This is a genomic window from Faecalibacterium sp. An58 (genome assembly GCF_002161515.1).
Classification (GTDB): domain Bacteria; phylum Bacillota; class Clostridia; order Oscillospirales; family Ruminococcaceae; genus Faecalibacterium; species Faecalibacterium avium.
On sequence record NZ_NFHX01000020.1, the window covers coordinates 22,919 to 43,194 of the forward strand.

22 protein-coding genes and 3 tRNA genes are annotated in these 20,276 nt (G+C 65.0%); 15 read left to right on the plus strand and 10 right to left on the minus strand.

Features of this window, described 5'->3' with window-relative positions; genetic code table 11:
* The first annotated feature begins 17 nt into the window (after positions 1-17).
* From B5G12_RS10830 to B5G12_RS10895, 14 genes are all read left to right on the plus strand, one after another.
* A complete protein-coding gene (locus tag B5G12_RS10830) occupies positions 18-713 on the plus strand; it encodes a response regulator transcription factor (RefSeq protein WP_087324915.1) in 696 nt (231 codons plus the stop codon).
* A 54-nt stretch (positions 714-767) separates the two neighbouring features.
* Positions 768-2,189 carry a sensor histidine kinase gene (locus B5G12_RS10835; RefSeq protein ID WP_087324926.1) on the plus strand — a complete coding sequence of 474 codons (1,422 nt, stop codon included), beginning with the start codon at positions 768-770 and terminating at the stop codon, positions 2,187-2,189.
* 32 nt (positions 2,190-2,221) lie between these two features.
* Positions 2,222-3,169 (plus strand): DUF1385 domain-containing protein, encoded by a 948-nt coding sequence (locus tag B5G12_RS10840; protein WP_087324916.1) that lies wholly within the window; start codon positions 2,222-2,224, stop codon positions 3,167-3,169.
* Positions 3,163-4,137, plus strand: a complete 975-nt coding sequence (locus B5G12_RS10845; RefSeq protein ID WP_087324917.1) for a N5-glutamine methyltransferase family protein — start codon at positions 3,163-3,165, stop codon at positions 4,135-4,137. The genes B5G12_RS10840 and B5G12_RS10845 overlap by 7 nt, the downstream gene beginning before the upstream one ends.
* A 104-nt stretch (positions 4,138-4,241) precedes the next feature.
* On the plus strand, positions 4,242-5,432 hold the full coding sequence (gene recA / locus B5G12_RS10850) for a recombinase RecA (RefSeq protein WP_087232643.1): 1,191 nt from the start codon (positions 4,242-4,244) through the stop codon (positions 5,430-5,432).
* Between the two features lie 3 nt (positions 5,433-5,435).
* Entirely contained in the window at positions 5,436-5,936 is a 501-nt protein-coding gene (locus B5G12_RS10855; RefSeq protein WP_087324918.1) for a regulatory protein RecX, read from the plus strand.
* A gap of 23 nt (positions 5,937-5,959) precedes the next feature.
* Positions 5,960-7,303: a 30S ribosomal protein S12 methylthiotransferase RimO gene (rimO, locus tag B5G12_RS10860; RefSeq protein WP_087232638.1), complete on the plus strand. Its 1,344-nt coding sequence runs from the start codon at positions 5,960-5,962 to the stop codon at positions 7,301-7,303.
* Between the two features lie 104 nt (positions 7,304-7,407).
* Complete coding sequence (gene pgsA / locus B5G12_RS10865; protein WP_087232635.1) at positions 7,408-7,989, plus strand: CDP-diacylglycerol--glycerol-3-phosphate 3-phosphatidyltransferase; 582 nt, start codon at positions 7,408-7,410, stop codon at positions 7,987-7,989.
* A 51-nt stretch (positions 7,990-8,040) separates the two neighbouring features.
* On the plus strand, positions 8,041-8,676 hold the full coding sequence (locus B5G12_RS10870; protein WP_242956018.1) for a hypothetical protein: 636 nt from the start codon (positions 8,041-8,043) through the stop codon (positions 8,674-8,676).
* A gap of 80 nt (positions 8,677-8,756) precedes the next feature.
* On the plus strand, positions 8,757-9,773 hold the full coding sequence (locus B5G12_RS10875) for an NAD(P)H-dependent glycerol-3-phosphate dehydrogenase (protein WP_087324919.1): 1,017 nt from the start codon (positions 8,757-8,759) through the stop codon (positions 9,771-9,773).
* A 199-nt stretch (positions 9,774-9,972) separates the two neighbouring features.
* On the plus strand, positions 9,973-10,695 hold the full coding sequence (locus tag B5G12_RS10880; RefSeq protein ID WP_087324920.1) for a LytR/AlgR family response regulator transcription factor: 723 nt from the start codon (positions 9,973-9,975) through the stop codon (positions 10,693-10,695).
* The gene (locus B5G12_RS10885; protein ID WP_087324921.1) at positions 10,688-11,956 is read left to right on the plus strand and encodes a sensor histidine kinase; all 1,269 of its coding nucleotides are present in this window, start codon (positions 10,688-10,690) and stop codon (positions 11,954-11,956) included. Before B5G12_RS10880 ends, B5G12_RS10885 begins: the two co-directional genes overlap by 8 nt.
* Before the next feature lie 77 nt (positions 11,957-12,033).
* Entirely contained in the window at positions 12,034-12,834 is an 801-nt protein-coding gene (locus B5G12_RS10890; protein WP_087324922.1) for an aldo/keto reductase, read from the plus strand.
* A gap of 30 nt (positions 12,835-12,864) precedes the next feature.
* Positions 12,865-13,797 (plus strand): ROK family protein, encoded by a 933-nt coding sequence (locus tag B5G12_RS10895; RefSeq protein WP_087232620.1) that lies wholly within the window; start codon positions 12,865-12,867, stop codon positions 13,795-13,797.
* Positions 13,798-13,860: 63 nt separating this feature from the next.
* On the opposite strand, the gene B5G12_RS14395 is transcribed toward B5G12_RS10895, so the two are convergent.
* From B5G12_RS14395 to B5G12_RS10930, 8 genes are all read right to left on the minus strand, one after another.
* The gene (locus tag B5G12_RS14395; RefSeq protein ID WP_144064139.1) at positions 13,861-14,007 is read right to left on the minus strand and encodes a FeoB-associated Cys-rich membrane protein; all 147 of its coding nucleotides are present in this window, start codon (positions 14,005-14,007) and stop codon (positions 13,861-13,863) included.
* 16 nt (positions 14,008-14,023) lie between these two features.
* Positions 14,024-16,078: a ferrous iron transport protein B gene (gene feoB, locus B5G12_RS10900; RefSeq protein WP_242956016.1), complete on the minus strand. Its 2,055-nt coding sequence runs from the start codon at positions 16,076-16,078 to the stop codon at positions 14,024-14,026.
* A complete protein-coding gene (locus B5G12_RS10905) occupies positions 16,071-16,304 on the minus strand; it encodes a FeoA family protein (protein ID WP_087232617.1) in 234 nt (77 codons plus the stop codon). The genes feoB and B5G12_RS10905 overlap by 8 nt, the downstream gene beginning before the upstream one ends.
* A gap of 215 nt (positions 16,305-16,519) precedes the next feature.
* Positions 16,520-16,595: transfer RNA gene (locus tag B5G12_RS10910), tRNA-Thr, on the minus strand.
* A gap of 3 nt (positions 16,596-16,598) precedes the next feature.
* A tRNA-Asp gene (locus B5G12_RS10915) sits at positions 16,599-16,675 on the minus strand.
* Between the two features lie 136 nt (positions 16,676-16,811).
* Positions 16,812-17,765: a phosphatase PAP2 family protein gene (locus B5G12_RS10920; RefSeq protein WP_087324923.1), complete on the minus strand. Its 954-nt coding sequence runs from the start codon at positions 17,763-17,765 to the stop codon at positions 16,812-16,814.
* A 107-nt stretch (positions 17,766-17,872) separates the two neighbouring features.
* Positions 17,873-17,948 (minus strand) — tRNA-Trp (locus B5G12_RS10925).
* A 56-nt stretch (positions 17,949-18,004) separates the two neighbouring features.
* On the minus strand, positions 18,005-18,475 hold the full coding sequence (locus B5G12_RS10930; RefSeq protein ID WP_087232612.1) for an RrF2 family transcriptional regulator: 471 nt from the start codon (positions 18,473-18,475) through the stop codon (positions 18,005-18,007).
* A gap of 165 nt (positions 18,476-18,640) precedes the next feature.
* On the opposite strand from B5G12_RS10930, the gene B5G12_RS10935 reads away from it, so the two are divergent.
* Positions 18,641-19,069, plus strand: coding sequence for a hypothetical protein (locus B5G12_RS10935; RefSeq protein ID WP_087232609.1), 429 nt, complete (start codon positions 18,641-18,643; stop codon positions 19,067-19,069).
* Between the two features lie 71 nt (positions 19,070-19,140).
* On the opposite strand, the gene aroD is transcribed toward B5G12_RS10935, so the two are convergent.
* Both aroD and B5G12_RS14815 read right to left on the minus strand, forming a co-directional pair.
* Positions 19,141-19,908, minus strand: coding sequence for a type I 3-dehydroquinate dehydratase (gene aroD, locus B5G12_RS10940; protein WP_087324924.1), 768 nt, complete (start codon positions 19,906-19,908; stop codon positions 19,141-19,143).
* A 182-nt stretch (positions 19,909-20,090) separates the two neighbouring features.
* The coding region (locus B5G12_RS14815; RefSeq protein ID WP_204245676.1) for a hypothetical protein at positions 20,091-20,276 on the minus strand (186 nt) is incomplete at its 5' end.

The window sequence follows — 20,276 nt, forward strand, 5'->3', positions numbered from 1 at the left end:
TATGGAGGGTAACACCGATGGTAAAAGTGCTAGTTGTGGAGGACGAGGCCAGCATCCGCGAAATGATCGCCCTGAACCTGCGCCGCGCCGGCATGGAAGTGCTGGAGGCGGGCAGCGCCGAGGAAGCCCTGGCCCTGCTGGAGCAGGACCCCGGGTGCAGCACGGCCATCCTGGATGTGATGCTGCCGGGGATGAACGGTTTTTCCCTCTGTGAGACCATCCGCCGCTCCAACCAGAAGATCGGCATCATCATCCTCAGCGCCAAGGGGCAGGAACAGGACAAGATCCGGGGGCTGTCCATCGGGGCGGACGACTATATGACCAAACCCTTCTCGGTCAGCGAACTGCTGGCCCGGGTGGAAGCCCTCTGCCGCCGGGTGGGGCGCAGCGCCGGCGAATCGAACGACGGTCCCACCACCCTGGTCAGCGGCGATTTTATCCTGGACGAGAACCGCCGCCTGCTGCTCAAGGCGGGCCGGCCCATCGAATTGACCCAGGTGGAGTTCCAGATCATGGAGCTGTTTTTCCGCAGCCCCGGCACCGCCCTCAGCCGGGAGCGGATCCTGAAAGGGGTGTGGGGGGAGAACTACTTCGGGGACGTCAAGATCGTGGATGTGAACATCCGCCGCCTGCGGATGAAGATCGAGGACGAGCCCTCCCATCCGGCCCATATCCTGACGGTGTGGGGCTATGGCTACCGCTGGGAGGAGTGACGCGCCCGGATGATGAAACGCCTGAAACGCAAACGACACCCCGGGACCGCCGGCCTGCACAGCGGCATCACCCGCCGCTGGATCCGGGGCAGCCTGCTGGTGACCGTGCTGCTGCTGGTGGTGATCGAGGGGATGTTCCTGTACAGCACCACCCGCAGTTATTACGACGGGGTGCAGCAGAGCATGTACCAGCGCTTTTCCTCCATCAGCGGCCAGCTGAAGGTCTATGGCGGGGACACCGCCCGCCGGACGGCGGCCAACCGCAGCCTGGCTCTGCGCCGGATGGTGGAACAGTTTTCGGACAAAGACAAATACGAGTTCATGCTGCTGGACGGCCAGGGCAGCGTGATCGCCAGTACCAGCGGCACCAGCGCCGCCGGCATCATCAGCGCCCGGGACTTTGAAGAGGCCCAGACCTCCGCCGACGGCTACGGCACCGCGGTCTACACCACCTCCACCGGGGAGCTGGTGATGTCGGTGTGCTGTCTGGTGCCCTATGCTGCCGAGGAGATATCGGCCATGCGGATGGTGACCAGCCTGTCCCTGGTGCGCCAGCAGCTGCTCAACACCGTTCTGCTGAGCCTGCTGGTGGCGGGGGCGGCGCTGGGCTTTGCGGTGACCTCGGGCCTGTACTTCGTGCGCAGCATCGTGGTGCCGCTGGGCCAGGTGGAGCGGGCCGCCGCCGACATCGCCCGGGGGGACCTGGGGGTCCGCCTGCCCGAGACCGATCCTCCGCGGGACGAGATGGACCGGCTGCGGGGCAGCATCAACCGGATGGCCCGGGGCCTGGCCGAGACCGAAAAGATGAAAAACGAGTTCATCTCCTCGGTGTCCCATGAGCTGCGCACCCCCCTGACCTCCATCCGGGGCTGGGTGGAGACCCTGGAGGCCCTGGACGACCCCCAGGACGCCAACTACCGCAAGGGGCTGGACATCATCCACAGCGAGACGGGGCGCCTGTACAATATGGTGGAGGAGCTGCTGGATTTCAGCCGGCTGCAAAACGGCGGCATCCACATGGAGTGCCGTCCGCTGGACCTGGTGGCCGAGCTGACCGACGCGCTGCTGTTCTGCGAGCCCCGGATCCAGCAGGAGGGGCTGGAACTCTCCTACGCCGAGCCGGAGGAGATGATCCCGGTCTACGCCGACCCCGACCGGCTGCGGCAGGTGTTCATCAATGTGCTGGACAACGCCATCAAATATTCGGCCCCCGGCGGGCGGATCACCGTCAAGCTGTGGGCCGGGGAGTATAAAGCCTTTGTGGAGATCATCGACCAGGGCCGGGGCATCCCGCCGGAGGATATCGGCAGCGTCAAGTCCAAGTTCGTCAAGGGCAGCAACGCGGTGCGGGGCAGCGGCATCGGGCTGGCACTGGTGGATTCCATCATGACGGCCCTGGACGGCACCCTGGACCTGCGCAGCACCCTGGGCAGGGGCACGGTGGTGACCCTGGGCCTGCCGCTCTACCGGCAATAAAAAAGAACGCGAACGTAGGAGTAAAAAGACCAATGAACCATCCCAAAAAAGAATGTTTCAAGACCAGTGTGGGGGGCCAGGCCCTGATGGAAGGCATCATGATGCGGGGCCCCCGGCTGATCTGCTGTGCGGTCCGCCGGCCGGACGGGGAGATCGAGACCAAGACCGACCCGGTGCCGGCGCGCAGACCGTGGATGAAGGTCCCCATTCTGCGGGGGGCCGTGTCCATGATCGAGAGCCTGGTGGTGGGATACCGCTACATGATGTACTCGGCCCAGGTGAGCATGGGGGACGAGTACGACGAGGAAGAGGAAGAGACCGCCTTTGAAAAATGGGTGGGGGAGCATCTGGGCGAAAAGGCCGAAAAGGTGCTGCTCACCGGCGCGGCGGTGGTGGGCGGCCTGGGGGCCATCCTGCTGTTCACCGTGCTGCCCACCCTGGTGGTGGCGGGCATCGGCCATTTCGTGGAGCTGGGCCGCTGGCCCCGGGTGATCATCGAGGGGGTGCTGAAGGTCTGCATCTTCCTGGGCTATATGTTCCTGATCTCCCGGATGAAGGAGATCGAGCGGGTGTTCCGCTACCACGGGGCGGAGCACAAGACCATCGCCTGCTACGAGGCCGGCGACCCCCTGACGGTGGAGAACGTCCGCAAATACACCCGGTTCCATCCCCGGTGCGGCACCAGCTTTCTGATCCTGGTGGTCATCATCAGCGTGTTCCTTTACAGCGTGCTGCCCTGGAGCAGCACCGGCCTGCGGGTCCTGCTCAAGCTGCTGCTGCTGCCCCTGGTCATGGGGATCAGCTACGAGCTGCTCAAATGGTGCGGCCGGTCGGACGGCCTGCTCAGCCGCATCGTGCGCCAGCCGGGCCTGTGGGTCCAGCGGCTGACCGTCTTTGAGCCGGATGACAGCATGATCGAGGTGGCCATCCGCGCGGTGACGCCGGTGCTGCCCCAGAGCCCCGAGGAGGGCAGATGGTGACCGCCGGCCAGCCGCCCCGGGAGGCCCTGGCCGCGGTGGAGCGCTGTCTGGAGGCCGCGGGCTGTCCCGACGCCGCCTGCGACGCCCGGGAACTGTTCCGCCTGGCCACGGGCCGGGACCCCCGGCTGTCCGACCGTCCCCTCAGCCCGGAAGAAGCCGGGCGCCTGGAGGAGGCGGCCCGGCGCCGGGCCGGCCGGGAACCGCTGCAATACATCTGCGGGCGGTGGCCGTTCCTGACCTTTGAACTGGCGGTGGGGCCGGGGGTGCTCTGTCCCCGCCCCGACACCGAGGTGGTGGCCGAAGAAGCGGTCCGCCTGCTGGAAGGGGTGAACTGTCCCCGGGTGCTGGACCTCTGCGCCGGCACCGGCTGTCTGGGGCTGGGAGTCAAGGCTCTGCGCCCCGACGCCCAGGTGACCTGCCTGGAGAAAAGCCCCGAGGCTTTGGCCTATCTGCGGCTGAACGCCCGGTGCGCCCTGGCCGGTCCGCCGGAGGCCCCCGGCGGCATGGAGGACCTGCTGGAGCCGGATGCCTTTGCGGAGGCGGAGGCTCTGGCCCGGCTGGGCCTGCCCGGGCTGGAGACGCCTGCCGTCCGGGTGGAGGAGGGGGACCTCTTTGATTACTGGCGGCAGCTTCCGGCGGGACAGCTGGACCTGATCGTGTCCAATCCCCCCTACCTCACCGCCGGCGAGATGGAACACCTGCAGCCCGAAACGGCCCGGGAGCCCGCCATGGCCCTGGCCGCAGGGGAGGACGGTCTGGATTTTTACCGCGCCATCGCGGCGGATTACCGGGCCGCGCTGCGCCCGGGCGGGGCGCTGGTGCTGGAGATCGGCTGGCAGCAGCGCCGGGCCGTCACCGCCCTGCTGGAGGATGCGGGCTGGACCGCCGTCGCCTGCCGCAGGGACTACGGGGGCAACGACCGCTGCATCACGGCCCGGGCCCCCGGCGGAGCGGAGGATGTGCGCTGACTTTACAACTTACTGTTGTAATTCTGCCGATTTGTGTTATACTATAAAGGAAAGAGATCGGGACATGGTCCTGTATTGGAAAACCGGCAAAGGAGCATCAGGGTATGGCTAAAAATCAGAACAACGCAGCGGCGGCCACGGCGGTCAAAAAGACCGAGCCGGACGCCCGGAAGGAAGCGCTTTCCACCGCGCTGGCCCAGATCGAAAAGCAGTTCGGCAAGGGCGCGATCATGAAGCTGGGGGACAACGCCGCCTTGCAGGTGGAGGCCATCTCCACCGGCAGTCTGGGGCTGGATCTGGCGCTGGGCGTGGGCGGCGTGCCCAGAGGGCGGATCATCGAGATCTACGGGCCTGAATCCAGCGGCAAGACCACCCTGGCGCTGCACATCCTGGCGGAAGCCCAGAAAAAGGGGGGCGAGGTGGCCTTCATCGACGTGGAGCACGCCCTGGACCCCAACTACGCCGCCGCGCTGGGGGTGGATATCAACAGCCTGCTGGTCAGCCAGCCCGACACCGGGGAACAGGCCATGGAGATCTGTGAAGCCCTGGTGCGCTCCGGCGCCATCGACGCCATCGTCATCGACTCGGTGGCGGCCATGGTGCCCCGGGCCGAGATCGAGGGCGAGATGGGCGACAGCCATGTGGGCCTGCAGGCCCGCCTGATGAGCCAGGCCATGCGCAAGCTGACGTCGGTGATCGGCAAGACCAACACGGTCTGCGTCTTTATCAACCAGCTGCGCGAAAAGGTGGGCGTCATGTACGGCAACCCCGAGGTCACCACCGGCGGCCGGGCGCTGAAATACTATGCCTCGGTGCGGATCGACGTGCGCCGGGTGGAGGGCCTGAAGGATTCCTCCGGCCAGTTCATCGGCAACCATACCCGGGCCAAGGTGGTCAAGAACAAGGTGGCGCCCCCCTTCCGTGAGGCCGAGTTCGATATCATGTTCGGCAAGGGCATCTCCAAGACCAGCGAGCTGATCGACGTGGGCGTCAAGCTGGGCATCCTCCAAAAGAGCGGCGCCTGGTTCAACTATGGGGACATCCGCCTGGGCCAGGGCCGTGAGAACGCCAAGCAGTTCCTGACGGACAACCCCGAGATCGCAAACGACATCGAAGGGCAGATCCGCGCCAACGCGGACAAGCTCTATTCCACCGGCCGCCGGGGCGCTATGGCCAAGGGCAGCGCTGCGGTAGCCGCCCAGGAGGCCGCCCCCAAGGCCGCCGCCGAGGGCCCGGTGGTCAAGGCGCCCGCCCCCAGCAGCGAGAGCGAGCTGGACATCATGGTGGAGGATTAAGCCATGGCGTGGCAGCGCGGTCCCCGGAAGCCCCGGGAGCTGTCCGCCGACCCGGCCGAGGCCCGTACCCGGGCTCTGGCCCTGCTGGCCGGGCGGGACTATGCTTCCGCCGAGCTGTATGAAAAGCTGTGCGCCCATCACACCCCCGAGGCCGCCGCACAGGCGGTGGCCGGCCTGGTCCAGGCGGGGCTGCTGGACGATGCGCGCTACGCCCTTCTCAAGGCGCGCAGCCTGCAGCGGGCGCGCAAAAGCCGGCTGGCAGCCGCCATGGCCCTGCGGGGCAAGGGCCTGACCGACGAGCAGATCGACGCCGCCCTGGAGGAGGTCTATGCCCCCCGGGAGGACGCGGACCCCGAGCTGGAGGCCGCCTGCGCCCTGGTGGCAGGGCCGTACCGGTCCAAGCTGGCCGCGGGCCGGCGGGACCTGGTGGCCGCCGCGCTGGCCCGGCGGGGCTTTCCCCACCGGGTGATCCGGCAGGCGCTGGACGGGGCCGGCGAGGAATGAAAACAAGAAAGACGAGCGACAACATGAAAATTGCCTGTATATCCCTGGGCTGTCCCAAAAACCAGGTGGACCTGGACGGGATGGTCTACACCCTGCTGGCCGCAGGGCATGAGACGGTGGCCGACATCCAGGACGCCGACATGGTGCTGGTCAATACCTGCGGCTTTATCGAGAGCGCAAAGGAGGAGGCCATCGAGAATATCCTGGAGGCGTGCAGCTATAAGGAGCAGAACCCCGGCCTCAAGGTGGTGGTGACCGGCTGCCTGGCCGAGCGCTACCGCAGCCAGATCCGCGCCGAGATCCCCGAGGTGGACGCGGTGGTGGGCTGCGCCTCCAACCAGATGATCGATCGGATCGCCGCCCGTGTGGCGGAGGGCGAGCAGCTGGAGAGCTACGGCCCCAAGCGGGACTTCCCCCTGGGAGGCAAGCGGGTGATCGGTACGCCGGCCCACTACGCCTACCTCAAGATCGCGGAGGGCTGCAACAACCGCTGCCACTACTGCGCCATCCCGCTGATCCGGGGACCGCTGCGCAGCCGGGAGATGGATGACTGTGTGGCGGAGGCCCGGTGGCTGGCCAGCGAAGGGGTCAAGGAGCTGGTGGTGGTGGCGCAGGATCCCACCGCCTATGGCGAGGACTGGGGCAGACCCGGCAGCATCTGCGCGTTGCTGGACCGCCTGAACGAGATCGAGGGGATCGAGTGGATCCGCATCCTCTACGCCTACCCCGAGCGGATCACCGACGACTTCATCGCGGCCATGCAGCGCAATCCCAAGGTGCTGCCCTACCTGGATCTGCCCATCCAGCACTGCAACGACGAGATCCTGCACAACATGAACCGCCGTTCCACCCGGCAGGAGCTGCTGGATGTGATCGCCAGGCTGCGTGCGGCCATCCCCGGCATCACCCTGCGCACCACCCTCATCGCGGGTTTCCCCGGGGAGACCGAGGCCCAGTTCGAGGAGCTGTGCGCGTTCGTCAAGGAGGTGCAGTTCGACCGGCTGGGCTGCTTTGCCTATTCGGCGGAGGAGAACACCCGGGCCGCCTCGATGGAAGGCCAGATCGACGAGGAGACCAAAAAGCGCCGCGCCGACCTCATCATGGAGATCCAGACCGGCATCATGTCCCGCAAGCAGGCCGGCAAGGTGGGCCAGACGCTGCGGGTGCTGTGCGACGGCCTGGACGATGAGAGCGGGCTGTACATCTGCCGCACCGCCGCAGACGCCCCCGAGATCGACGGGGCGGTGTGCGTCGCCAGCGAGGAACCCCTTTACCCCGGCCGGTTCTACGACGTCCATATCGAGGAGAGCGACCTGTACGACCTGTACGGCCGGCTGGACGGGGAAAATACAGAAGGGAATGCATGACTGAGCTATTCCGGAACGTAAGCTCCGGCAGGGCAGAAGGCATATACAAAAAGGCGTAAACGCCGCGTATATGCCGGAATGGAACGAATCAGGAGGGATCTGTGATGAACCTGCCCAACAAATTGACAATGGCCCGCATCCTGCTGGTGCCGGTGTTCATGGTGTTTGCGTCCATGACCCGGTACAACACGGAAGGGTATACAGCCGCCTGGTATCTGGCGGCGGGCGTGGTGTTTGCGGTGGCCAGCTTCACCGACTATCTGGACGGACACCTGGCCCGCAAGTGGCATTTGATCACCGACTTTGGCAAGTTTGCCGACCCGCTGGCCGACAAGCTGCTGACCACGGTCGCCTTTTTGTATATGATGCGGGACGGGGTGTGTTCGCCGGTGGTGCTGGCGGTCATCCTGGCCCGGGAGTTTGCGGTGTCGGGCCTGCGGATGGTGGCGGCCGGCGCCAAGGACGGCAAGGTGATCGCGGCCAACATGTGGGGCAAGGTCAAGACGGTGCTGCAAATGCTGAGCATCATCTTCTATTACTTTGCCGCCGCCCTGGCCGGGCCCACCGATACCATGGCGGTCTGCCTGATCTCCAGCGCCCTGTGCTGGCTGGTGGCTGCGGTCACCGCCATTTCGGGCATCAAGTACCTGGTGGACAACCGCCATTTCATCAACACGGCAAAATAAAAGGGGGCGGGCTGTCGGGCCCGCTCTTTCTGCTGGGAGGGAGACCGATTGATGCATACCAGCCGCCTGCAGAAGGCGCTTTCGATCCTGGCCAACCTGGCTGTTTTTGGGATGGAGACCGTCGCCATCCCCCTGAGCTGGAGCGGGGTCCGGGAACAGATGTTTCTTTTTTACACCGAGCTGTCCAACCTCTTTGCGATGGCGGTCTGCCTGGCGGTGGCTCTGTGCCAGCTGCGGGCGCTGTGCACCGGGGGCGAGATGCCGGCCTGGGCCCGCACCCTCAAGTATGTCGTCACCTGCTGCCTGATGCTGACCTTTTTGACGGTGGTGTTTGTGCTGGCCCCCATGTATGGCCCCGACGGCCATTATGTCATGCTGCTGACCAGCTCGATGCTGTACAATCACTTCCTCAATCCGGTGCTCGCCTTCCTGTCCTTTACCCTGCTGGAGCGCGCCCCGGCCCTGCCCCGGCGCACGGTGCGGTATGCCCTGGTGCCTACGCTGCTGTACGGCAGTGTGGTGCTGGCCGCCAACATTGCCAAAGTGTATAAAGGACCCTATCCGTTCCTGTATGTTTACGAGCAGCCGGTGTGGGTCTCGGCGCTGTGGATGGTGACCATCCTGGGGGGCAACGCCCTCATCGCCCTGGCGGTGTGGAAGTTGGGCGGCGGCCGGCGGGCGTCTTGACGGGCCCTGCGGTTTTGGGGTACAATAGAAAGAGAAATTCGCCCCGCACAGCCGGGGTGAGAATACGGAGGTTGCGAGCAATGGCACGAAAAATTGGTATTTTGGGTGCAGGCACCTGGGGCATCGCCCTGGCCCGGATGCTGGCGGTCAACGGCAGCGACGTGCTGGTCTGGTCGGCCATCCCCAAAGAGGTGGAGGACCTGGCCCGCACGCGGGTCCATCCCAACCTGCCCGGTATGGTGCTGCCCGAGTCGCTGCGCTTTACCAAGGAGATCGCCGAGGTGTGCAGCGGCCAGGATATCCTGGTGTTTGCGGTGCCTTCGGTGTTTGTCCGCTCCACGGCGGCCAAGGCGCGCCCCTATATCCGCTATGGCCAGCTGATCGTGGATGTGGCCAAGGGCATCGAGCCCGAGACCCTGTTCACCATGACCGAGGTGCTGGCCGACGAGCTGGGCAAGGAGGACGGTCCCCGCGGCATCCGCCTGGTGGCCCTGTCCGGCCCCACCCACGCCGAGGAGGTGGCCCTGGACCTGCCCACCACCATCGTGTCGGCCTCCCCGGACGCCGAGGCCGCAGCCATCATCCAGGAGGCGTTTACCAACCAGTGTATGCGGGTGTACACCAACCCCGACATCAAGGGGGTGGAGCTGAGCGGCGCCCTCAAAAACGTCATCGCCCTGGGGGTGGGCATCTCCACCGGCCTGGGCTATGGCGACAATGCCCGGGCGGCCCTCATCACCCGCGGCATCGCCGAGATCGCCCGGCTGGGTGTGGCCATGGGCTGCAACGTCCATACCTTTGCGGGCCTGGCCGGCATCGGCGACCTGATCGTCACCGCCACCAGCCAGCACAGCCGCAACAACCGGGCCGGCCAGCTGATCGGCAAGGGCCGCACCCCCGCCCAGGCCGTGCAGGAAGTGGGCATGGTGGTGGAAGGAATGAACGCCCTGCCCGCCGCCCTGGAGCTGGCCCGGCGCTACCGGGTGGATATGCCCATCGTCCAGACGGTGAACGCTGTGGTCAACCAGGGGATGAGCGCCGCCGACGCGGTGGACACCCTGATGAACCGCGACCCCAAAGACGAGCTGCCCGGCTGAGGAAGCCGCGGCGATCCATCGACAGACCCAAAGCCCCCGCTCTCCGGCCAGGAAGGCGGGGGCTGCTTTTTGGGTCCGGCCCCGCCCGCCCGGCTTGACAAGCCCTGTAAAATTGTGTATTTTTTATGATAATAAAGGTGCAGGATGCCGGCCCGGCGCGGATCCGGGCGGGCTTTGGGACAGAGGGGGAACAGGGTGTATGAAGATCTTGATTTGCGATGACGACCTCGGATTTTGCCAGCGGGTGCAGAAGATGGTGCAGCCCTTTTTTGCGGCCCGGCATCTGCCAGCAGAGTGCAGGATCTGCACCAGCGCGGGGGAGATGATGGCCTTGGAAGGGCTGGAGCTGTACCAGCTGGCGTTTCTGGATGTGGACCTGGTCACCGCCAACGGCATCGAGCTGGGGCGCATCCTCAAGCAGAAAAACCCGTCCATCATGCTGGTGTACATATCGGCCTATCTGGAGTTTGCGCCCCAGGGATACACGGTCAGCGCGTTCCGCTACATCCTGAAAGGGGATATCCGCCGGGCGCTGCCGGCCTGCCTGGAGGACCTGTACGCCGAGATGTTCAAAAAACAGAAGGTGCTGCTGGCGGAAGTCAACCGGGAGATGGTGCGGGTGCCCTACGACGACATCTTTTCGCTGGAGAGCGCGGGGCGCAGGATCCAGGTGCTGGGCCGGGTGCCCCGCCAGCCCCTGTGCATCTTCTACGGCAAGCTGTCCGAGCTGCCAAACGCCCTGTTTGAGAGCGGCTTTTTGCGCATAGGGCGCAGCGCGGTGGTCAATATGCGGTATGTCCGGCGGATCATCGGGTACAAGGTGTGGATGGACAACGGCGTGGAGCTGAGCGTCAGCCGCACCAGCTACGCCCAAGTGCGGAGCATCTATCTGGAATGGAAGGGGCGGTTTGGAGATGCCTGATGCGCTGCAATCGCTGGCGCTGCCCTGCCTGGGGGAGTTTTTGGCTGCACTGCAGATCCAGTACGCCCTGCTGGGCAAGGGCCGGCTGCCCCTGTGGGCGTCGGTGGCCGGCTCGCTGGCCCTGTGGGCCGTCACCCAGGCGCTGTGGGGGCATTACACCGCCTTTTCGTTCTGGGCGTTGTTTTTCAACGCGCTGCGGATGCTGATGGCGTCGATGTTCTTTGGGGGCACGCTGACCAAAAAGGCGTTTTCGGTGGTGGCCTGCGGCGGGATCACCCTGTTCTATGGCAACCTGCTGGGGTCGCTGGTGGCCCGGTTCCGCCAGATCCGGCTGGCCCAGGTCTGGCTGACGCCCGAGATCATGGTGCTGTACCTCCTGCTCAACCTGTTCGTCTACCTGGGCATCCGGGTGCTGAAAAAGCAGTCCTGGGTGGAGGAGCCGATGCAGCGGCGGCTCAGCGGCCTGTACCTGACCGTGCTGACGCTGCTGAGCGTCATCCTGACGGCGTTTGGGCAGATGTCGCTGCAATATGAGTTTTTGTTTTTGATCTGCCTGGGCCTGGTCATCTCGGTGATGATCTACTTTGCGCTGCTGGCCATCTTCAACGCCCGGCTGGCCCAGGCCAACCAGACCGCCCTGCAGATGAAGATGGAGCAGGAGCGGGCCGACGCCCTGATGGAATCCTACCAGGCCCAGCGCCGCCTGACCCATGAGTTCACCAACCACATGGACGCGGTCAACTTCTACCTGAACAAGGGGGATGCCGCCGGGGCCAGGGAGTACCTGGCCAGCGTGGCCCAGCGCATCTCGGCGGGAACGTCGGTGGTCAACACCCACAACCCCCTGCTGGACGCGCTGCTCAGCCGGGCCTATCACAGCGCCTCGGAAAAAGAGATCATGATGAACTTCGATCTGTGCGACCTCAGGCAGTTCCCCCTCAGCAACACCGACATGGTGACGGTGATCAGCAACCTGCTGGACAACGCCATCCGCGCGGCCGCCCAGGCCGACCCGCCCCAGATCAACGTCCGCATCAAACAGATGGACGGGGAATATGTGGTGTCGGTGCGCAACCGCGTCCGGGAGGACGTGCCCCTTCACGGGGACGAGCTGCCCGCCTCCACCAAGCAGGAGCCGGGCCACGGGGTGGGCCTGGCCAACGTGCGCAGCGTACTGGTCCGCTATGGCGGCGAGTACGCCATCAGCTGCAAGGACCGCTGGTTCTGCTTTACCTTCACGGTGCCCGTCCCGGCGGCCTGAAAGGGGCCCGGCGCCCTCGACTTGGCCGCGGCGGTGTGGTACAATGGTCCAAAAGCGGAACGTGCAGGAGGCAGATTATGGAGTATACGACGCTGAACAACGGGGTACGGATGCCCCTGCTGGGCTATGGCACCTGGGAGGTGCGGGGCGAGGAGGGCTGCCGCTGCATCCGCCAGGCCCTGGAGGTGGGTTACCGCCTGCTGGACACCGCCCGGATGTACGGCAACGAGGAGATGGTGGGGCGGGCGGTGCGCCAGAGCGGCCTGCCCCGGGAGGAGATCTTCCTCACCACCAAGCTCTACCGCCCCAGCGCCAGCTATGAAAAGGCCCGGCAGGGGGTGGAGGATTCCCTGCGGGCGCTGGGGGTGGATTACATCGACCTGGTGCTGATCCATGAGCCCTACCCGGAGGCCCCCGCCATGTACCGCGCCCTGGAGGAGGCCTATGACGCCGGCAGGATACGGGCCATCGGGGTGTCCAACTTTGACCAGGCGGCCCTGGAGCGGCTGCTGGCCTGCTGCCGGGTGACGCCGGCGGTGGACCAGATCGAGTCCCACGTCTACCATCCCCGGCTGGAATTGCAGAAGTGGCTGGCGGCGCGCGGCATCCGGATGCAGTCCTGGGCCCCCTTCACCGAGGGGCGGCGGGACATTTTTGCGCAGCCCGAGCTGGTGCAGGCCGGCGCGGCCCACCGCAAGACGGCTGCCCAGGCGGCCCTGCGGTATCTGGTGCAGAACGGGATCGGGGTGATCCCCAAGACGGTGCACCGGCAGCGGATGGAGGAAAACCTTGCCATCTTCGACTTTACCCTCACCGAACAGGAAATGGAACGGATCCGCGCCCTGGATGGCGGGCAGTCCCTGTTTGGCTGGTATTGAGGCAGCGTATTTGCAGAAAGGAACAAGGGTATGAAGCGGTATTTGGCGCTGGATATGGGGGGCACCTTCATCAAGTATGCCCTGATGGAGCCCCAGGGCGAGATCGCAGCCAGCGGGAAGGTCCCCTCCCCCCTGGACAGCATGGAGCATCTGCTGGAGGTGCTGCGCGGCATCGGACAGCAGTTCCAGGGGGCGTATGCGGGCGTGGCCGTCTCGATGCCGGGCCGGATCGATACAAAGCGCGGCATCGCCCACACCGGCGGGATGTTCACCTACATCCGGGATACGCCGGTGGGGCAGCTGTTTGCCGCGTGTCTGGGCCAGCCGGTGTGCGCGGCCAACGACGCCAAGTGCGCCGCCAGCGCAGAGCTGTGGAGCGGCGCGCTGCAGGGAGTGTCCAACGGCGCGGTGGTGGTGTTGGGCACCGGCACCGGCGGCGGCGTGGTGCTGGACGGCAAGGTCTGGATGGGCACCACCTTTGCGGCCGGGGAGCTGTCGGTGCTGCCGGTACGGTTTGCGGGGCTGGCGGGGATGGGCAAGGGCTCCCATGACCTGGACACCGACCTGCTGTGGGCCCACTATGCCTCGGCCACCGGCCTGCTGCACCAGTACGCCATCCGCAAGGGGGTGGACCCGGCGGGGCTGGACGGCCTGCAGTTCTTTGCGGCCTACGACGCCGGGGAGAAGGAGGCCGTGGAAGCGCTGGATACCTTTGGCGAGATGACCGCCGCCGGCATCTATGCGGTCCAGTCGGTGCTGGACCTGGAGCGCTACGCCATCGGCGGCGGGATCAGCGCCCGGCCCGAGGTCACCGGCATCATCCGGGAAAAGCTCGGGCAGCTGTACGACGCCATCTTCTTCACCCCCTTCGGCAAGCCCGAGGTGGTGCGCTGCAAGTACGGCAACGACGCCAATCTCCTGGGCGCCCTCCGGTTTTTCCTGGAACGGGAGAAGATGCGCTGAAACAAGAAAAAGCACCGCCTCCGGCCGGGGGCAGTGCTTTTTTGTTGTATAGGGGGACCGGCCTCAGCGGCAGCGGCCGCGCCAGGGACAGCGGCCGGAGCAGCAGCTGCATCCGCCGTGCGTTCTGCGCCGCCACAGACGCCGCAGGGCCCAGAAGGTCCAGGCCGCCAGGGCCGCCAGGATCAGCAGGCCCGCAAAGAGGGTGCTCATGCCCGCGCCTCCTTTCTCACAGCAGCAGCATACCGGTCTGATAGACCGCGAAGGTGACCAGCCAGGCCACCGCCAGCTGGAAGGCGGCGGTAAAGACGGTCCAGCCCCAGCTGCCCGATTCCTTCTGGATGGTGGCCAGGGCGGCGGCGCAGGGGATGTACAGCAGGCAGAAGATCATCAGGCAGAGGGCGTTGAAGGGCCCGAAGCCGATCCCCTCGAGGGCGGCGGCAAAGGCGGCCATCCCGGCCTCCGAGCTGGCGTTGACGATGCCGAACAGCACCGCGCAGCTGGAGACCACCACTTCCTTGGCGGAGATGCCCGCGATGAGGGCCACCGCGATCTGCCAGAAGCCCAGGCCGATGGGGGCAAAGAAGGGGGTCAGGGCCTTGCCGATGAGGGCGCCGAAGCTGTCCGACATGGCGGGGGTGTAGCCGGCGGGGCCGAAGTTCAGCACCACCCAGATGAGCAGGGTGGCGATGAAGATGGTGGTGCCGGCCTTTTCCAGGTAATCCTTGACCTTTTCCCAGACGTAGATGGCCACCGTGCGGGCATCGGGGAGCTTGTATTCGGGCAGCTCGATGAGCAGGTAGTTGACGCTCTTTTTCCGGTCCATCAGATGGAGCAGCGCCGTGACCAGGATGGCCACCAGGATGCCGATCAGGTACATGGAGTAGGCCACCACCATGGCGTTGTCCCCGAAGAACATCTCGGAGAAGAGGATGTAGATGGTCAGCCGGGCGTTGCAGCTCATGAAGGGGGTCACCAGCATCACCTTGAGCCGGTCGTGCTTGTTTTCCAGCGCGCGGGAGGCCATGACGGCCGGCACCGTGCACCCGAAGCCCAGCAGCATGGGGATGAAGGCCTTGCCCGACAGCCCCAGCTTGCTCATGATGCCCTCCATCACATAGGCCACCCGGGCCATGTAGCCGCTGTCCTCCAGCAGAGCCAGGCAGAGAAACAGGATCAGGATGTTGGGCAGGAAGGTGACGATGGTGCCCACGCCCGCGATGATGCCGTCCACGATCAGGGAGGACAGCACGTCCCCGGCATGGATGGCGGCCAGGGCGGCGGCGGCCCCGTCGGACAGCCAGCCGATCAGCAGCTCCAGATAGCCCTTGAGCCAGTCGCCGATGGTGAAGGTCAAGAAGAAGATGGCCGCCATGATGACAAGGAAGATGGGGATGCTCCACACCTTGCTGGTCAGGAGCCGGTCGGCCCGCTCGGTGAGGATATCCTGCCGCTCCTTGTGGATCAGCACCTCGTCCAGGATCTCCCCGATGAAGTCGTATTTCTGGTTGATGATGTCCGACTCATAGCTGCGGTCCAGCACCTGGGGCAGGTCCACCGGGTATTTCTCGCAGATCTCCTTGTCCCCCTCCAGCAGCTTGAGGGCGTGCCAGCGCTCGTTGGTCAGGCCGGGGTAGCGCGCGTGCAGCGCGGGGATGATCTGGTCGATCTTGTCCTCGATCGGGTCCGAATAGACCATGGTGTACTCGGCGTGGTGGTCGTGCCGGTGATGGGAGACGGTCTTGTGCTGGTGCACCAGGGGGTCGGGTCCGGTGCTGTCCTTGTGGTGGGCGGCGGCGTGGAGCAGCGCGTCCAGGCCGCGGCGCTGGCGGGCCGACACCGGGATGACCGGGATGCCCAGCATCTCGGGCAGGCGGTGCAGGTCGATCTCCATCCCGCGCTTTTCCACAATGTCCATCATGTTCAGGGCCATCACCACCGGCTTGCCCAGCTCCAGCAGCTGCAGGGTCAGATAGAGGCTGCGCTCCAGGGCCGAGGCGTCCACCACGTTGATGATGACGTCCACCTCCCCGCTGAGGATGAACTGCCGGGACACCGTCTCCTCCATGGTGTAGGAGGTCAGGCTGTAGGTGCCGGGCAGGTCCACCAGATGGATGTTCAGGCCGTGGTGCCGGACGGCGCCCTCCACCTTTTCCACCGTGACCCCCGGCCAGTTGGCCACCTTGAGGTTGGCGCCGGTGTAGGCGTTGAACAGGGTGGTCTTGCCGCAGTTGGGATTGCCGATGAAGCCGATGGTCATGTCGTGTCCGCTGCGCTCAGGCATGGGGCTCACCTTCCTTTACTTCGATGTTTTTGGTAATGTTATACCCCAGCGCGAAGCGGGTGCCCCGCAGCTTGATGATCAGGATGCCCTTGCCCTTGCGGTTGAGCACCGAGACAGGGGTCTCGTTGGTCATGCCCAGCGCCTCCAGCCGGCGTTCGAGCTGGAAGGGCAGGCCGATCTTTTCCACAATGTAGGTCCGCCCGATCTGTGCGTCCTTCAAATACATCTTTCACACCTCCAAACCGGGAAGTTGCATGCCGTTAACTTCCCCTTTTTATATTAGTCCTCCGAAGGCCGTTCGTCAATAAAGCAGGCGTTTTTTGGCGCTTTGGGACAAAAGCCGGGGCCGCGGCGGCCCAAAACCGGCAGATGCGCCCATACAGGGCCGGAGGGCAAACAAAAAAGCCCCTCCAAAGCAGACCGCTTTGGAAGGGCTGTGCCTGGAGCTGCTATCCAGATTTGAACTGGAGACCTCATCCTTACCAAGGATGCGCTCTACCAACTGAGCTATAGCAGCATATGGCGACCCGGATCGGGCTCGAACCGACGACCCCCAGCGTGACAGGCTGGTGCTCTAACCAACTGAGCTACCGGGCCATACTTGCGATGGCCGCCGGCGTCTGACCGCCGGAACGTGCTTTATTATACCAGCCGGGGGCGGTGTTGTCAAGGGCCAATTTTCGATTTTTTTAAAAGGACGCGGATACGAAAAAAAGCCCCCGAAGGGGCAGGGTCAGCCGGCCCGGCGCGCGCCGCGCTGGATGCGGCAGATGAGGGCGGGGACGGCGGCCATGACGTAGAAAGCCAGCAGCGCGCAGCTGATAAACTCGGCCCACAGAGCGCCGCAGACCGGCGCCAGGGCGCGGGGCAAAAGCAGATACAGCCCCAGCATGGGGATCAGCGCCGCCCCCGCCAGGGCGAACTGCCAGGGCCGGTGCTCCCGGGTGGAAAAGCGCAGCCGGCGCCGTTCGATCAGCCAGCCGGGGTAAAAGCCGAACACCAGCCCCGCCGCCATAAAGCCGTCCTCCATCATGGCGAGGGGGTCCACCAGCAGCACGCCGTCCAGGTAGTCCATGGGGTAGCTCTTGCAGGAGAACCAGACCACCGCCAGCAGGGCGGCCGCCATCCCGCCGGCGGCCACCGCCGCGTCCAGGCCGGGCTGCCGCTCCACACGCTCCATGAGACGGCCGTTCAGCCACAGATACGCCCCGCACAGCAGGATGCTGGCCGCCACGTCCTGGAAGGTGTGCACCCCCAGATAGTTGCGGGAAAAGGCGGTCAGCAAAACCATGGCCCCCATCAGCCGCGCCAGCCAGGGCCGGTTTTTGCCGTACCACAGGCCGATGCTGCGGTAGATGGCCATGGCGCTCTGGGTGTGCCCCGAGGGAAAGGAATAGCCGGTGGCGGTATCCAGGGCGCCCGGCGCCGGATGGAGCCGCGCGTCGCGCACCCAGGGACGGTAGACGCAGGCGGTCAGCTTGATGACCTGGGTCAGCAGGCTGCTGCCCACATAGTTCATCATCAGGAAATTGCCGAAATGCCGGTCCACCGCCCAAAAGACAAAGGCCGCCGCCGCCACCGTCGCCGGACTGGCGGCCAGATCGCTGACAAGCTCCATCAGGGGCGTCAGCACCGCGCCCGCGCTTTCCCGCAGGCGCTGCAACAGCAGCAGATATTCAAGATCCATACCAGCAGCTCCTTCCGTCTGTGCCTCATTCTATGCAGGGCCGCGGGATAGGGTCCGGCCCGGCGGCACAAAAAGAAAAAGCACAGCGCCGGCTGGCACTGTGCTCTTGGCAGGGGTAGTAAGTCTCGAACTCACGGCACGCGGTTTTGGAGACCGCTGCTCTACCAACTGAGCTATACCCCTATACACCCGGCATTCCGTCGAATGCCTGCTTATTATACTTGATTTGGCGGGAAATGTCAAGGTGTTTTTTCGCCCAAAGCCCGATTTTTTGCACAGGCGCAGGCGCCGCCCGGTTTTTCCATCATGCTTTTGGCGATGTCGGCCAGGCTGACGCTCTCGAGATACTGGTTGATCACCTCGTCCAGCCCGGCCCAGAAGGGCAGCGTGGCGCACTGGTCCGAGAGAGGGCACTCGTTGATCTCGCTCTCCAGGCAGGGGATGGGGGCGACGCTGCCCTCCATCACGGCGATGATCTCCCCCGCGGTGATCCGGGCGGGGTCCCGGGCCAGGCGGTATCCGCCCTGGCTGCCCCGCTCGCTCTTGACCAGGCCTGCCTTGGCCAGGGGCGTGACCAGCTGTTCGAGATATTTCAGGCTGAGATGCTGCCGCTCACTGATCTCCTTCAAGGGCATAGCACGCCCGGAAGTGGAACAGGCCAGCTCGGCCATCAGGCGCAGGCCGTACCGGCTCTTGGTAGAAAACCGCATCCTTTTACCTCCTCGTCTGGATATGCAAACAGTATAGCACGGGAACGGGGATTTGAAAAGACTCAGTCCGCCGCAGCGCCATTTTGGCCCTTGTGAAAACAAAAAAGGTCTGCTATCATAAAAGAAACAGGATCACAGGCGCAGCGAACACAAGGGAGGATTCATATGGGATACGATGCCAAAGACTTTGCCGGCAGGCACTGCGGCTGCCGCTATCAGCAGGATTACCGTCCGGTGCTGGGCCGGGACGGCAAAAAGGAATCGGGCACGCTGGAAGTCATGAAGTTCTACTACGACGGGAAGATCCGCTTTGAGCAGCACTGCTACGGCGAGGCGGCCACCTTTGTCTTTGGGGTGTGGTGCGACGGGATGGACCCCGACGGCACCCTGCACTGGTCCCGCCCCAAGAGAGGCTACTACGATGAGCAGTACCTGCCCAAAAAGCTGACCCGGGTGGGGGAGGACGGGAGCCTCTACTTCGACGACGGCATCTTTCCCTGGAAGCTGGCCGACGATTTCACCGACGACCCGCGCTGGGGCTACCCCCGCTGGAAGGTGGCCCTGGGCAAACTGACCGGCAAGGGCCGGAAATAAACGGAGGGCGGCGGCCATCCGGACACAGACCGAAACACGGCGCGGCGCAAAGGCGGCGCCGCGTTTTGCTTTTACGGCAGCGGTTCCAGCCGCAGCCGGTCCAGCACGGGGTTCAGGACATCCAGCTCGATCTGGCCGGGCGCGCTGGCCTTGCCCGCGCAGGCAAAGGTCATGGCGGAGCCCATCGCCTCGCCGCAGAGCCGGCTGATGCCGCCCAGCGCCCCCATGCTCATGGTGATGACGGGGGTGGCCGGGTGCTGTTCGGCCATCTCGGCGGTGGCGGCCAGCAGGGCAAGGAGGTCCCGGCGGCTCTGGGGCATGACCGCCAGCTTGGGCAGGTCGGCTCCGGCCCGCTGCATGGCGCACAGCCGGTCCACCATTTCCCGGCAGGACGGCGTCCCGGAAAAATCGTGGCTGGAGCAGACGACCGCCACCCCCCGGGCATGGGCGGCGGCGATCAGGCCGGGCAGCCTCTCCCCGGCGGGCAGGAACTCGATGTCCAGCAGGTCGGCGCAGCCGCCGGCGCACACCCGGCGGCAGAAATCGTCGTATTCCTCTGGCGCGGCATCCGCCTGGCCGCCCTCCGGCCGGGTGCGCAGGGTGACCAAAAGCAGCTTTTCTCCCACGGCCTGCCGCAGTCCGGTCAGGCACCGGGCCAGGGCGTCCGCATTCCGCCAGCCGCTGAACCAGTCGGCCCGGAATTCCACACAGTCGGCCTCCAGGCCGGCAAAGGCCCGTCCGCGGGCAAGGATGTCCGTCCGGTCCTGTTCTACGATGGGCAGGATGACTTTGGGCCGCCCTTCCCCGATCCGGCATCCCCGTACAGTAACGCAGGGCATACGATCCACTTCCTTCAATTATTATAGGTATCTGTATCATACCGGGAAGGGGGCGGAAATGTCAAGGGCCAAGAAACTCCCAAAAAGTTGAAAAAAGGGGTTGACAAAAGGAGGAAAGAGTAGTACTATACATGAGCGCCCAGCGGGGCGCCCACAAAACGCAAAAGAGCTTGCGAAAAGCTTCAAAAAAGAGCTTGACAAGCAAAGGCGGATGTGGTAAAATAAACAGGTCGCCGGTCGAGAGACAGAGCGGCGCAGGACCTTGAAAATTGAACAATATCGAATACTTGTAACGGAACCTTTAAAGTGTTGGAAACACTTAAAATTCCAAAAAGTAATTCACAGGACGCAAGCGATTGCGTGCTGAG